Raw genomic sequence first — 14627 nt, 5'->3', positions numbered from 1 at the left:
CCATGTCTTCACGACTGCGAATCGAAATGATGCAGCCGTTGCGCTCGAATTATTTCCATCTTTAAAGGAATGGAAGATTGAATTTGCCCTTGGAGATGCCGCCTATGACAGCGAAAAAGTCCGTCAAATAGCCGAACAGACAGGAATTTTTTTCGTTTCACCTATTAATCCTCGAAATAGCGATGAACGAAAAGATGCCTATGGTCGGATGATTCGTTCGTTTTTGAAAACAGAATTCGGAAAGTGGTTGTTTGGTTTTCGCAACTCGATTGAGCAGACATTTAATCAGTTAAAGAATGACGGATTAGAACAGCCGCGTTGGTATGGGTTTCATCGCTATTTACTGCATGTACAATTATGCATTCTTATGCACAATTTTGAGTTTTTACTCTAGTTTTGCAACACCTTCTTTATGTTTATTGAGTAAAATATTAAAGTATATTTTGCATTTTAATAGTTAACATCAAAAAACAGAGGGTGAATGCCTGTCACTTGTCGAGAGTGGATAAAAGATGGGCAACGAAATGTTTGTTCACTATGTCACAAATTCTCTACATATTTGTCACAAATCAGTCAACGTCCTTTAACAAAAGGCACATCGTTTTTCATTACAATAGTATGTGAAAGGTTGAACAATATTTTCACCGTATGATTAGGGGTAACATGCATCGAGGAGGGAAAGCTACGATGTCTGAACTGTTTTTAGCTCGGCTTCAATTTGGCGCAACCACGATTTTTCACTTTTTGTTTGTTCCGCTATCCATCGGTTTAGCTTTTATGGTTGCACTGATGGAAACATTTTATGTGGTGAAAAATCAAGAGATTTATAAAAAAATGGCGAAGTTTTGGGGGCATTTGTTTTTGATTAATTTCGCGGTTGGGGTGGTAACGGGAATTATTCAAGAGTTTCAGTTTGGAATGAACTGGTCAGAGTATTCGCGCTTTGTTGGGGATGTGTTCGGCGCTCCTTTGGCCATTGAAGGGCTGCTCGCTTTCTTTATGGAGTCGACGTTTATCGGTTTATGGATTTTTGGTTGGGGGCGTCTATCCAAGAAAATCCATTTATTGTGCATTTGGCTTGTTTCCATTGGAACGATGCTTTCGGCTCTTTGGATTTTGGCCGCAAACTCGTTTATGCAGGAACCTGTTGGCATCGTCATTCGGAATGGACGGGCTGAAATGAACGATTTCTTTGCTTTATTACGAAATCCACAATTATTAGTGGAATATCCGCACGTGATCTTTGGATCATTGGCGACAGGCGCTTTCTTCATTGGCGGCGTGAGCGCGTATAAATTATTGAAGCAGCAAGAAGTAGAGTTTTTCCAGAAGTCGTTTCAAATGGCGATGGTCGTTGCTTTGATTTCCGGACTCGGCGTGGCGTTTAGTGGACATGCCCAAGCGCAGCATTTAATGGAATCCCAGCCAATGAAAATGGCCGCAAGCGAAGGGCTGTGGCAGGACAGCGGCGATCCGGCTGCTTGGACGATTTTTGCCCTTATTGATGTGGAAAACCAAAAAAATAACTTGGAGCTATCGATTCCGTATGCGTTAAGCTATCTTGCTTATGAGAAGTTTGAAGGCAAGGTGCCGGGAATGCTCACCTTGCAAAAGGAATATGAAGAAAAATACGGACCGGGCAACTATATTCCGCCGGTGAAAACGACATTTTGGAGCTTCCGCATCATGGCGGGCGCAGGGCTGTTGATGATTGTGATAGCCGCGTTCGGCTTATGGTGGAATTTCCGGGAGACACTAATGAAAAAATCAGCCTTTTTAAAGATCATGGTCGCATTGATTGCCTTTCCGTTTATCGCGAATACGGCGGGCTGGATTATGACAGAAATCGGCCGTCAGCCATGGACCGTTTTTGGATTGATGACGACGGCTCAATCGATTTCGCCAAATGTGTCTGTCGGCTCATTATTGTTCTCGTTCATTGCCTTTACAACGATTTATCTTATTTTGGCCATCGTGCTCATTTATCTGTTTGTGCGGGAAATTAAAAAAGGAGCCGGGCATCATGATGAACAGAAGGAAAGCGATCTTTCCGTGGATCCTTTTGAAAAGGAGGCCGTTCAAGGATGGCGTTAAATGAATTATGGTTTATTTTAGTTGCTGTCTTATTTATCGGATTCTTTTTTCTGGAAGGCTTCGACTTTGGTGTGGGAATGGCTGGACGGCTTCTTGGAAAAAATGATGTCGAACGACGCATCATGATCAATACGATCGGGCCATTCTGGGATGCCAATGAAGTGTGGCTTTTAACAGGGGGAGGAGCGATTTTTGCCGCGTTTCCTCATTGGTATGCGACGATGTTTAGCGGCTATTACATTCCGTTTGTCTTTGTCCTGCTTGCGTTGATTGGCCGCGGAGTTGCCTTTGAATTCAGAGGAAAGGTCGATCATCCAAGCTGGAAACAAACGTGGGATTGGATTATTTTCTTTGGAAGCATTCTCCCTCCGTTCCTCTTTGGCGTCTTATTTTCCAGCATATTAAGAGGAATGCCGATCGATCAATCGATGACACTGCACGCGGAGTTTTCCGATTATGTGAATATTTATACGGTAACGGGCGGCGTCGCGGTCACGCTTTTATGCTTTTTGCACGGGCTGCTCTTTCTGACTCTCAAAACAGTCGGAGACTTACAAATGCGCGCCCGCAAGCTTGCCCAAAAAATGATCTATGCCGTTCTTGCGGCGCTTGTGGCTTTTGTTGGCCTCTCTTATACAGAGACAGATTTATTCACGTACCGCGGCGAGGTAACCGTGCCGCTCGTAGCCCTTGTTGTTGTCTCATATGGATTGGTCATCCTATTTTCCAAAAAAGGCCGCGATGGCTGGACCTTTGCGATGAGCGGTCTTGGGATTGCTTTAACCGTCGGAGCGATCTTTGCCGGATTGTTCCCGCGCGTCATGATCAGCTCGATTTCAAGCGCCTATGATTTAACCATTTATAATGCCGCTTCCGGCGCTTATTCGTTAAAGGTGATGACGATTGTCGCAGTCACGCTGCTGCCGTTTGTTCTTGGCTATCAAATATGGAGCTATTATGTGTTTCGTAAGCGTGTAGATGGGAAGGACATGGTCTATTAATGAAAAAAGAACTGCTTGCCTTTGAGGGAATGAAACGAATCCTCGCTCTGCTTTTTGGTTTCACGGTGTTTCAAGGAGTGTCCATCATTCTGCAGGCCAAATGGCTTGCGGAGGTGGTCACTCGTTTGTTTCAGCAAGAGGCGTTTCAAGAGGTATATGAAACGCTACTCTTATTTATTGGCGCCTTTCTTATGCGGCATTTCTTGCAGCATGTGAAGCAAAAAATGGTGTACGAGTACTCTGTAAAGCTTGGCGCCCATCTCCGAAAAGAGGTGCTTGATGCGCTGTTTCATTTAGGGCCAAAGGTAGCCAGACGGCTTGGAACAGGGAACGCCGTCACCCTGCTGCAAGAAGGAGTTTCGCAATTTAAACAGTATCTCTCTCTTTTTCTGCCGAAAATGGTGAATATGGCGATCATTCCCGCGATGGTCTGGCTTTATGTCCTGCTTCTGGACCGGACATCGGCCGTCATCTTAATGGTGATGCTGCCATTATTGGTAATTTTTATGATTTTGCTTGGTTTAGCCGCCAAGAAAAAGGCCGATAAACAGTGGAAGGTGTACCGGGTGCTCGCCAACCACTTTGTTGATTCGTTGCGAGGATTGGAAACATTAAAATATTTAGGACGCAGCCAAGCGCATACCCAAAATATTCAAAGCGTCAGCGAACGGTACCGAAAGGCGACGATGGGAACGTTAAAAATCGCTTTTCTGTCATCGTTTGCGCTCGATTTTTTTACGATGCTCTCGGTGGCAACGGTGGCCGTGTTTTTAGGACTTCGCTTAGTTGACGGGGAGATGACCCTCTGGCCTGCTTTAACCATTCTTATTTTAGCGCCGGAATACTTTCTGCCCGTTCGGGAAATTGGAGCAGATTATCACGCGACGTTAAACGGACAGGAAGCTGGAAGAAAGCTGAAGGAAATCGTGGACTTGCCTCGGTTTAGAGAAGAAGGGACCTGCAAGCTGGAGCGCTGGAATCATCAACAGGAGCTTCAATTGAACGGGATTACGGTTCGGCATGAAGAGGGCGATCCGCCGTCATTAAAAGGTGTGACGCTCTCTGTAAAAGGATTTCAAAAGATTGGCATCGTTGGTGAAAGCGGTGCGGGAAAGTCGACATTGATTGATGTAATGGGGGGATTTGTCCAGGCGCAGGAGGGGACGATTCAGATCGGCGGACAGGAAATGACGCATTTGCAAAAAAAGGACTGGCAAAGCCAGCTTCTTTATATTCCGCAGCACCCGTATATTTTTCACGATACGCTATGGAACAATCTGACCTTTTATCAGCCCCATGCGACGGTAGAAGAAGTGCGGACGGCGGTGGAGAAGGCTGGATTGGGCGAGCTTGTGCAAAGGCTTCCGAACGGTCTCCATGAAAAGATTGGCGAGGGAGGCCGGGCGTTAAGCGGAGGGGAAGCGCAGCGAGTGGCTTTAGCCAGAGCTTTTTTAGGAAACCGCCCCATTTTATTGCTCGATGAACCGACCGCCCATTTGGATGTGGAGACGGAATTGGATATCAAGGAAAAAATGCTGGAGCTGTTTTGCAGCAAGCTGGTGTTTTTGGCTACTCACCGCCTCCATTGGATGCCCCATATGGATCATATTTATTTTTTGAAGGACGGGGAAATTGTTGAAGAAGGAACGCATCAGCAATTAATGGAACGAAAAGGGCATTATTATCAAATGGCCAAGGCGCATTGGGGGGATCAGGCGTGAAAACGAAGGATTGGTTGCTTCCTTATTTGAAAGAGAATAAACGGATGCTGGGATTTGTCATTTTTTTCGGGGTGCTTACGATTTTTTCAGCCGCTTTATTAATGTTTACATCGGGATTTTTAATTTCCAAAGCAGCGACGCGCCCTGAAAATTTATTGATGATTTATGTGCCGATTGTAGCGGTTCGGACTTTTGGGATTACAAGAGCGGTTTCGCGTTATATGGAGCGATTAGTCGGCCATGATGTCGTGCTCCGCCTATTAACAAAGATGAGGCTTCGTGTCTACCAGCTCGTGGAACCGAACGTCCTATCTCCGTTTGCGAAATGGAAAACAGGAGAGGTGCTAGGCATATTAGCGGAAGATATCGAACGGCTCCAAGATCTTTATTTAAAAACGGTCTTTCCCATGCTTGCGACTCTTTTGATGTATGGGCTATCCATCGCGGCGCTCGGCTGGTTTTCATGGCCTTTTGCTCTCTTGATGGCTTTTTACGCTGGTGTTTTGTTGCTTCTTTTTCCGCTTGTCTCGCTTCTTGTGACGAAGGCAAAGGTGCAAGCGATGAAAGCGGGGCGCCATCGGCTATATGAACGACTGACCGATGCGGTGATGGGAATCAGCGACTGGCAGTTTAGCGGCCGCCAACATGATTTTATTCAAGAATATGAACGCGAGGAAGAAGCCCTCTCTCAAGATGAGCGGCAGCGCATGCGTTTTGTGAGATGGCGCAACACGGCGGCTCAAGGGGTGATCGCTTTGATGGTGGTGTCCATGCTGCGTTGGACGGCGGAACAAACGGCGCGGGGCGAATTGGCACCGGTGATGATCGCCGCTTTTGTCCTTGTGATTTTTCCGCTTACTGAGGCGTTTTTGCCAATATCCGATGCGCTGAGCGAGATTCCGGCTTATCAGGACTCGTTTGGGCGCCTGTCCCGTCTTGCCAAAGATCAAAAGGAACCAAAACTTTCGCTTCATCAGGATATCCCACGGATCGCTGCGGGTGGCGGGGTCACGCTCGAATTGCGCCATGTTTCGTTTCATTATGACCATACGGAGCAGACGTTAGACGATATTTCCTTTACGATTAGACCAGGGGAAAAGCTGGCGCTGCTTGGACCGAGCGGAGCGGGGAAATCGACCATCCTGAAGCTTATTGAAGGAGCGGTGTCGCCAACGGCTGGCCAGGTGGTGTTGAATGGCGTTCCTACAACCAGCTTGAGCGTTGATATCGCCAAATGGGTGGCGGTGTTAAATCAAAAGCCGCATTTATTTGATACGACCATCCGAAATAATATTCGATTAGGAAGGGAAGACGCAACGGACGAAGAGATTGTTTGGGCAGCTAAGCAGGTGAAATTGCATGACTATATTCAATCTCTCCCGCTGGGATATGACACGCCGCTGCTGGAAACGGGGGTCCGTTTTTCAGGAGGGCAAAGACAGCGGATCGCTCTTGCGAGAATTCTTTTGCAAGACGCGCCCATCGTCGTTTTAGACGAGCCGACCATCGGATTGGATCCGATGACGGAGAAAGAGCTGATGCTGACCATATTTGAGGTGTTAAAAGACAAATCGGTTTTATGGATCACGCACCATCTCGCCTTTATTCATATGGTGGATGATGTGTTGTTTTTGGATTGCGGGAAGCTTCAGCTGCACGGCACACACGAGCAATTATTAAAGACAAGCGAACGCTACAAGCGGTTGCATGCGATGAGATAGCTGGTGCCTCACTTCTCTAGATGCTGGAATCAGGAGTTGCAGTCCCTTTTTTATGCTTGAGCTTGAACAAGGAGAGCAGTCCTCTTTATAGCGGCGAGCTCTTCTTTTTTATTTGCGCTAGCCGCTAATCGAACCGAAACATCTTAACTTTGTAGAAGAAAAAGGAATGTATTCCATATGCCTACTTTCTTAAACGATGAATAGTCATGAAGGAGTGACAGTCCATATTTACCAAATTATACTATGTTTAGATGATTGATATGGAATTCCGATGATGGTTGAGAGGGTTTGTTCCGGCTTAGCTGTCTTGCATATCGCAGATCTATTAGGGGGACGAGATGAAAAAATGGTTCATTTTTATCACAAGCCTGCTTTTATTATCGGCCTGCAGTCAACCACCTCATTTTGACTCACCGATTTATTCTGGAGAAGCATTAACCATTGGCATCGTTGGAGAGCCACCGAACGTTCGCGAAAAAAACATTTCCTTTATTCCCTTGTCGATGGAGGATGTGTTAAAGAAAAATTTTCAAAATGTCGATGCTCTATTGATTCATAAACGTTATTTAAAAGAAGCGGCCAAGCCGCCGTATGCCGACATTTATTTGCAATCTCCTGTTCCGTTTGTATTTATTGAATCAGAGAAAGTATATTTGGTGTTTGTCGATCGTGAATGAAGCTATGAAAAGGCGCATCAAATGAAATCCGGCGATTATTTTATCGGCTTCTATAAAGACACCTATTTTGGTGTAGGACTTTACAATCATATAAAAAATGAGAAAATGATCCAAGATGGCTATTCAAGGCTGTTTGCGTTGCTGGAGCGCGTCAAGCATATGGGAAAGATCATCATTCAATAGCTATTGGATCGAATAAAAGGGGGCTATAATCTCGTTAAAATTCTCTCACGTTCTTAAAAGCCGCTCCTTGGAGAGGGCCTCCTCCAAGGAGCTTGTTTGGGTAGGGACGAAAGTGAATAGAAAAACGCCGAACCTAATTCGATGGGGAATGAAAACGGCATGGGCATCGTTGAGACATGGCGTTCTCTTTTAGCAGCGAAAAAAATGGGAAACAGCTCGTGTTATTGTTCACCATTTTTTTCCATAGGCACGTATGATGAAGCGGCTTCAGTTCCATGCGCTTCGCCGCTCATATTGAGCATCACGACTCCGATGATAATGAGAAGGATGGCTAAGAGCTTGAATAAAGAAAAAGACTCTTTGAAGAATAGGATTCCGATTGCAGCGATAATGGCTGTGCCAAGTCCAGACCAAATGGCATAAGCGATGCTGACATCAATCTTTTTGAGCGCCAGCGTTACGAAAGTCAGGCTGGTTCCGTAAAAAACAAACATGAAAATAGAAGGGATCAGTTTGGCAAATCCTTGCGACATTTTCATTGAAGTAGTACCCATTACTTCCGAGACGATTCCTAATAATAGAAAAAACCAGCTCATAAACTCTCCTTCTTTCTTTAAAGTAATGACGAAATAAAATCATACAAGCGTTTTCCATCAGACAAAGTATGTATAGGGATCATTCATGGAAATATTATACAATAAAAAAGGTCGATAAGAAACCGCTGAATAACGGTAACTTTCATAAATAAAACGAATGGAACCAAAATGGATTCCATTCGTTTTATTTATTTTAAAATGGCCGATCGCCAACGATGGCTACGCGCTCTGCTTTGCGAGGATGCGGATAATAATCGGAAACAGCGTAATGCTGAGTGGCGCGATTATCCCAGAAGGCGATCGAGTCTTTTTCCCAGTGGAAGCGTACTTGATACTCGGGAACGTGAGCTTGACGGAACAAATATTGAAGCAGCTGCTCGCTTTCTTCTGGTTCCAGCCCGACGATCTGCGTTGTAAAGGAAGGATTGACAAACAATGTTTTCCGGCCTGTTTCCGGATGAGTGCGGACGACCGGATGTTCAACAGGCGGAAACTCTTGTTGCTTTATCGCTAATTCCTCTGGCGTCAGCAAATGGCTAAATGCAGGAGTGAAATCATGAATCGCCGTAAGGCCATCAATACGTTCCTTTATTTCATCAGGCAGATTGTCGTATGCGGCGGCCATATCGGCCCACAGCGTGTCACCGCCAATCGGCGGAGCTTCAATAAGCCTTAATACGGCCGCTTTAGCCGGATTGATTCGGAAAGTCACATCTGCGTGCCAAATGTTTTCATATCCTCCTTGCTTATGATTTCTCGCAAAGCGAACCACTTCCTTCGATTGACCTTTTTCGACAGGATAGAACGGGTGAACTTCCAATTCGCCCCATAGCCGGGCAAAGGCTTGCTGTTGTTCGCTTGTGATGTTTTGATTGCGAAAGAAGAGAACCTTCCATTCCAAGAGGGCGCGGTTAAGTTCTGCCTGCAGCTCCGGTGTAACAGGAGTTCTTAAATCGATACCGCTGATTTCCGCGCCTATGATCGGACTTAACGGTTTGACTTCAAACAGTGTATAGGGCTGTTCTTCTACACCTTCAGGGAGACGGCGTAAAATACGCGGACCTACATGATCATCACGATTTTCAAATTTCAATGGACGGGGATAACGAGTATTTACATTAGACATTCAATATGCTCCTTTCAAATATTGATCTATGACTCTGAACATAAAGTAATCATAAAGCCTGCCGGAAACATGAATCAGATGGAACGAATCATCTTGGAAAAAGGGCGGTCGGAGGCCAATCTGTGAACTTGACTTTTTCATGTGAATGCACAATGAGAATGAGCTTATTCATAGTACTTAGGGCGGTTTGTCGTGTGAGTGTCCGACCGTCCAAAAGCTATACGAGATTAAGAGAATGGTCGAAAGCTTTTACTTTATCTCGACCAGCCCAACCTTGGACTGTTCACTTCTTTATTTCTAATTGCAGAAATTAAATAAGATCGCAGATCATGAAATTCCTTCAAATGCTTGAGTTCTTGAATAGGCTGGCGGTATGACGATAGCGGGTTTTGCAAATCGACTACCATTCTTCCAGGATTGGCGTGCATGACTAAAATTCTTCTGCCCAGCAAAAGGGCTTCCTCTACATCATGAGTAATGAAAAAGATGCATTTTTTGGTTTTTTGCCAAAGCTCAAGTAGATGAGCCTGCATATTTTCCCGTGTTAAAGCATCCAGTGCGCTAAACGGTTCATCCATTAAAATGGCCTGCGGATCGGTAGCTAGTGTTCTAGCGATCGCTGCCCGCTGCTTCATGCCTCCAGAGAGCTGATAAGGCAGCAGATGAGCGGAAGACTCTAATCCTACCAGATTCAAATAATCGGAAACGAGTTTTTTTCGTTCGGATTTTTCCACTCCTTTCATCTTTAAACCAAACTCAATATTTTTGGCGATGGTCATCCATGGAAACAAGTTGTGGTGTTGAAAGACAACCCCTACTTTGGCGCTTGGACCGGTGTGGGGTTGGCTGTCAATCATTACTTCGCCGGCGGTTGGTTTCTGAAATCCTGCCAATATATTTAATAATGAAGATTTGCCACAGCCTGATGGGCCCAGCAGGCACACAAAATCGTCGACATCCAGTTGAAGATTGATATCATCCAATATGGGCGTATCGTGATGTTCTTGCGAATAAGCTAAACGAATATTTTTTAACTCGATCAATGTCGGATTGCGGTTATGGGCCATTGACGAATGTGCGGTCGTTGGCGCACTAGTCTGCATAACATCCCTCTCCATTCTTTATTGATAAAGCTCGCTTAATAATGCTTTTTGATAAACGTCAAGACTAGGAGAAGATGGTATGTTTTTCTGTTTAGCCATAAAATCTCCCGTGTCTTTTAATATTTTGGCTAATTTTCCTGGTTGATTTGGTTCACCAAAAAAGTCTTTTTGCTGTGAAGCGTCCAGCCAAATAATTTGCTTCATGGTTTTTAAGCTTTCATCAGGGGACAATCCTAATTCCTTCGAAAGTACTTGAGCAGCCTGCTCCGGCTGGCTGTGATAATAATGTACCGCTTCATCTAGAACAGAAATATAACCTTTTACAATGTCAGGGTATTTTTGGGCGAACTCTTTATTGACAATTCCAAATTCTCCGGTTACCACGCCTTTTTGTGCTAGGTCATTGGAGGTGATTATTACGCGTCCGCCTTCATTGATAAGCTTTGTCTGTGTCGGCTGCCAAATATAAGCGCCGTCGATATCCCCCCGTTGCCAAGCAGCGTAAATATCAGGCGGCTGCATATCAAGCAAGGTGATTCGCTCTTTTTTCGGATCAATGCTTGCTTCTTTTAAGGCTCCGAGCAAGCTAAAGTGAGAGGTGGAACTAAATGTAGTCGCAATTTTCTTTCCTTTTAAGTCATGCAATGATTGGATGCCAGAAGATTCTTTGACCACGAGCGCTTCACTTTCACCGATCATATCGTGAAGATAATACACTTTATAAGGCAGCTTGTTAGCGATGCCGATAGATCCCGGAGGGGTGCCGACAAGACCGAAATCAATGCTCCCGCTTGCCATGGCATTATTTACATCCCGGCCGGAATCAAATTTGATCCACCGAATTTGAATGTGGGGATATTTTTTTTCAAGCAGCCCTAATGCTTTGGCTAAAAGCTCCCCGTTTGGCGACACTTGGTATCCTAGCTTGATTTCCTTAGGCTCATGGCTTGATGCCGTGTTTTGGGCAGCTGTTGTCGCGGTGTCTTGCTTGGAACAGCCGATGATGGCGCTTGTTAGCATGAGCAGAAAAATTAGCAATAACGTATTTGATTTCCATTGAAGCTTCATTTTTTCCCTCCACCCGTTGCTTATGATTGATTATTATTCGTTCCACTATTCTGTCTTTTTGTGTGAAATCAAAGTTTATCAGCGATGATGATCGCTTATGAGTCTTGTTTCCCCACCCAAGAGAATTGCAAGTGCTGGTACAATCGGATGAGGCTATCCATAAGAATAGCGATTCCTCCCATTAGAATGATTCCGACAAAGACGATGTCGCTCCGCAAATATTTGCTAGCATCTAATACCATCCATCCGATGCCTGAAGTAGCGGCCACCATTTCAGCTGCGACCAGCGTAGCATATGTAACCCCAATGGCGGTGCGCAAACCGGTTATGATGTCTGGCAAGCAGGATGGCAAGATGATATATAAAAGGACTTTCGGTTTGGTAGCTCCTAAAGATCGTGCTGCGTTGATTCGATCTTGCGGCACCCTCTGCACACTGGCCACCGTTGCAAGAAACAGAGGAGCAAAGGCGCTTAAGAATAGCAGGGCTACTTTTGATCGATCATCAATTCCTAGCCATAAAACAAGCAAAGCATAATAAGCCAACGGCGGGAGCGGTCTGTAAAATTCAATGATGGGATCAAAAAATGCAAGGACGTATTTGGAGATCCCGCAGAAAATCCCTAACGGTACAGCTGTGAACAAGGCTAGGATTAAAGCGATAAAAAGCCGGTATAAGCTATCGAGTATATGAGAGCTTAACGAAATGCCTTTATATCCTTCTCTTAGTAATTCTAAAAACGTTTGCCATACAGATTGAGGGGATGGAAGAAATACAGGATCGACCCATTTGAAATGGGTGCTGACTGTCCAAATCATAAGTATGAAGGCGACGCTGATGAAAGAAACCCCTCTAGCAAGCACATGCTTCTTATATGTAGATCTTGGTCCCATTGGTCATCTCCCTTCTTTAAAATTTAACGTTCCTTTCGTTCAAGGAAGCAATAAAATTGTAAATTCCTATATGATTACTTGGAAATATGGTAGCAAGTGGTTTTTGCTTTGTCAATATTTTTTTGCGTTAAATTAAAGAAGGAACATGCTGCTCATTTTTAAAATTGGGAAATACGCAGCAAATTTTGCGTAGAAATAAAATGTGAACCTAATATAAAATACAACTTAAAGATGAGAATGGATTTTTTCATTTGCAACGATCAAGATGACTGCCAGTGCGACAGCTTTTGATCCCCCAAGCTGTTGTGGGTTGGCATGATGGTAAAGGAGCAAGGGAATATGGCAAGTCGTCCAATTTAAATATTCTCCCACGTTTTCTATCATTACTAAGAAAAATGGGGGATCTTATTTGAACATAGAACGGCATTTTCTAGTGCTGATGCTGGGCCAATCATTGGCCAATATTGGTGATGTGCTTTATATTGTCGGTGTGATGACCATGATTTACCGCATGACGGGATCAGCTGCGGCGTCTTTCGTTCCGCTGACCATTACGCTGGCGATGTTTATCTCCAGCGCTCTCTTGCCGCTGTTTATCGGCGTCAGTTCTTTAACGAACCTATTGGCCGGTTCGCAAATCGGCAAAACCGCGGTTTTGTTGGGACTCGGTGCTGTTGTTGCAAAATATGCAGACGCGGATCATGTTTATGTAATCTTCGCCATGATCAGTGTGATTGCTTTTCTTGACGGATGCGCGAATCCGCTTGGGAAGGCGCTAATTCCCCATTATGTGGAAGAAGAGCGGCTAATTCAGGCGAATGGAATGGCGGAAACGGTGACACAGCTTATTCAAATTGGCGCTTGGTTTTTTGGCAGCCTGCTATTGGCTGTATTTCAACCAAGCGGGCTGATTTCGCTTGCCGCTGCGTTGTTTACATTGGCAAGCCTGTTGTTTTGTTTATTAAAAAAGGTCAAACAGCACGAAAGGGAGCGAGGATCACGGTGGCAGCAGCTGACGCAAGGCTGGCAAACGATTGCTGCGATACCGGCATTAAAAGCGATTGCGGTCATGGAATGTTTAGAAACGGCTTCTAGCTCTGTTTGGATCGCTGCCATATTAATGGTGTACGTACAAGAGATGTTAAACGTGCAGGAAATATGGTGGGGGTATCTAAACAGCGCTTCCTTGATTGGCCTGATGCTCGGCAGCTTATTATGCGTAAAATTTCCTTTATGGGTGGACCGGCGACGGGCAGCGTTGATGGCATGGAGTTCGCTTGTGTCTGGCATGGCGACGATTGGGGTAGGGATGACGCGAATTCCGGTGCTGGCGCTTATTTTATCGGCTGTCATTGGCTGCTTTAGCCAATTGAAGCAAACTCCACAACAAACACTGATTCAAGCGAGTGTTCTAAAGGAACAATTGGCTGCTGTCTATACTTCAATTGGAACAATATCCACCGCTATATTTGGAATTTCCTCTTTGATTATGGGATGGCTTTCCGATACGTTCGGTGCCTCCATCGTGTTTGTTTTTTCAGGGCTATTGTTTTTGCCGGTCAGCGTCATCGCTTATGCGAAGTCAGCATTATGGAGGAAGACGCAGCGGCAGGACGGACGAAGAGGCGACATGGAAAAGGAATAGGGAGTTTCCATGCGCTTGAAATAGGAGTGGATCGCATAGCAGACCGCGTTGTTTCGTGCGACCCTTCATTTAGCGCAAGCAAGAAAAAACCGGAGCAGCTGTTTCCAAATAAGGAATGGCCGCTCCGGTTTTACATAGGCTAACGAAGAATAAAGCTGCTGTTTTTTCTATGCGGATCGTGCTTTGTTTGTTGGCGGAACCCTCATGTTTTTTCTGTTTTCACAAGATTGGCGACAAGTACATACCGTTTTGGAGCCGCTCCAATATAGTGAAACGGATAGCAAGTGGAAACGGTCAACGTAGCTTTTGGTTTTGGCACAATGACAGTCCGGTCATTGGCGTCGACAATCCGCACTTTGCGGACTTTATAAGTAAACTCACCAGCTTCGGTTTTGACAATGAGGAGATCTCCTTTTCCCACGTCACCAAGCCTGCGAAAGACGGTGTCGCGATGGCCAGCGAGCACACAGTTGTCTGGCTCACCGGGAAGGACGCTTCCAGCGTAATGGCCGACGCCCTTCTCAAGCTCGTCTTCGTTCGTGCCGTGATAGATCGGCAATGCGGCGTTTAGCTTGGGAATGAGAAGCTCCCCCATTTGCTCTCCAGTTTTTGGAGGATGACGGTAGACGACATGTGCGGCTTTGGCCGATACAGCTGGTTTTGCGTCTGCTGTTTTGGTTGGGATCGGTTTAGAGGCATGAATGCCTTTTTCCCATTTGTATCCATAGAATAAGATCAACAAAAGACCAGCCGCCATCAGGATGATACCGAAAAAGCGGGCGATGGTTCGTTTTCGCAT

General features: G+C 45.3%; 14 protein-coding genes. 8 read left to right on the top strand and 6 right to left on the bottom strand.

The features are described from left to right. The 7 genes from B6A27_RS03950 to B6A27_RS19025 all read left to right on the top strand — a co-directional run. On the top strand, window positions 1–394 hold a 394-nt coding region (locus tag B6A27_RS03950; protein ID WP_139788060.1), incomplete at its 5' end, for a transposase. Window positions 395–687: 293 nt separating this feature from the next. Beyond that, on the top strand, window positions 688–2094 hold the full coding sequence (locus tag B6A27_RS03945) for a cytochrome ubiquinol oxidase subunit I (RefSeq protein WP_080860337.1): 1407 nt from the start codon (window positions 688–690) through the stop codon (window positions 2092–2094). Next, a complete protein-coding gene (gene cydB, locus B6A27_RS03940) occupies window positions 2085–3095 on the top strand; it encodes a cytochrome d ubiquinol oxidase subunit II (protein WP_080860335.1) in 1011 nt (336 codons plus the stop codon). The genes B6A27_RS03945 and cydB overlap by 10 nt, the downstream gene beginning before the upstream one ends. Continuing rightward, window positions 3095–4816, top strand: coding sequence for a thiol reductant ABC exporter subunit CydD (cydD, locus tag B6A27_RS03935; protein ID WP_080860333.1), 1722 nt, complete (start codon window positions 3095–3097; stop codon window positions 4814–4816). The genes cydB and cydD overlap by 1 nt, the downstream gene beginning before the upstream one ends. Further along, the gene (cydC, locus tag B6A27_RS03930) at window positions 4813–6537 is read left to right on the top strand and encodes a thiol reductant ABC exporter subunit CydC (RefSeq protein ID WP_080860332.1); all 1725 of its coding nucleotides are present in this window, start codon (window positions 4813–4815) and stop codon (window positions 6535–6537) included. Before cydD ends, cydC begins: the two co-directional genes overlap by 4 nt. Window positions 6538–6875: 338 nt before the next feature. Next, window positions 6876–7214: a lipoprotein gene (locus B6A27_RS19030; RefSeq protein ID WP_236631785.1), complete on the top strand. Its 339-nt coding sequence runs from the start codon at window positions 6876–6878 to the stop codon at window positions 7212–7214. 21 nt (window positions 7215–7235) lie between these two features. Further along, window positions 7236–7397 carry a hypothetical protein gene (locus B6A27_RS19025; RefSeq protein WP_236631784.1) on the top strand — a complete coding sequence of 54 codons (162 nt, stop codon included), beginning with the start codon at window positions 7236–7238 and terminating at the stop codon, window positions 7395–7397. 221 nt (window positions 7398–7618) lie between these two features. Here B6A27_RS19025 and B6A27_RS03920 read toward each other — a convergent pair whose 3' ends face one another. The 5 genes from B6A27_RS03920 to B6A27_RS03900 form a co-directional block, all read right to left on the bottom strand. Then, window positions 7619–7993, bottom strand: coding sequence for a DMT family transporter (locus B6A27_RS03920; RefSeq protein WP_080860330.1), 375 nt, complete (start codon window positions 7991–7993; stop codon window positions 7619–7621). A gap of 193 nt (window positions 7994–8186) precedes the next feature. Continuing rightward, a complete protein-coding gene (locus B6A27_RS03915; RefSeq protein ID WP_080860328.1) occupies window positions 8187–9119 on the bottom strand; it encodes a TauD/TfdA dioxygenase family protein in 933 nt (310 codons plus the stop codon). Window positions 9120–9373: 254 nt separating this feature from the next. Continuing rightward, entirely contained in the window at window positions 9374–10222 is an 849-nt protein-coding gene (locus tag B6A27_RS03910) for an ABC transporter ATP-binding protein (protein ID WP_080860326.1), read from the bottom strand. 18 nt (window positions 10223–10240) lie between these two features. Beyond that, window positions 10241–11290 (bottom strand): taurine ABC transporter substrate-binding protein, encoded by a 1050-nt coding sequence (locus tag B6A27_RS03905; RefSeq protein WP_080860324.1) that lies wholly within the window; start codon window positions 11288–11290, stop codon window positions 10241–10243. Window positions 11291–11385: 95 nt separating this feature from the next. Further along, the gene (locus tag B6A27_RS03900) at window positions 11386–12183 is read right to left on the bottom strand and encodes an ABC transporter permease (RefSeq protein ID WP_080860322.1); all 798 of its coding nucleotides are present in this window, start codon (window positions 12181–12183) and stop codon (window positions 11386–11388) included. Window positions 12184–12592: 409 nt separating this feature from the next. Between B6A27_RS03900 and B6A27_RS03895 the strand changes: the two genes are divergently transcribed. Continuing rightward, complete coding sequence (locus B6A27_RS03895) at window positions 12593–13828, top strand: MFS transporter (protein ID WP_080860320.1); 1236 nt, start codon at window positions 12593–12595, stop codon at window positions 13826–13828. Between the two features lie 202 nt (window positions 13829–14030). On the opposite strand, the gene B6A27_RS03890 is transcribed toward B6A27_RS03895, so the two are convergent. Beyond that, window positions 14031–14627: a class D sortase gene (locus B6A27_RS03890; RefSeq protein WP_080860318.1), complete on the bottom strand. Its 597-nt coding sequence runs from the start codon at window positions 14625–14627 to the stop codon at window positions 14031–14033.

The sequence above is a fragment of the Anoxybacillus sp. UARK-01 genome (assembly GCF_002075365.1).
In the GTDB taxonomy this organism is placed as follows: Bacteria; Bacillota; Bacilli; order Bacillales; family Anoxybacillaceae; genus Anoxybacteroides; species Anoxybacteroides rupiense.
This window is presented reverse-complemented; position numbering and strand designations above follow the sequence as displayed.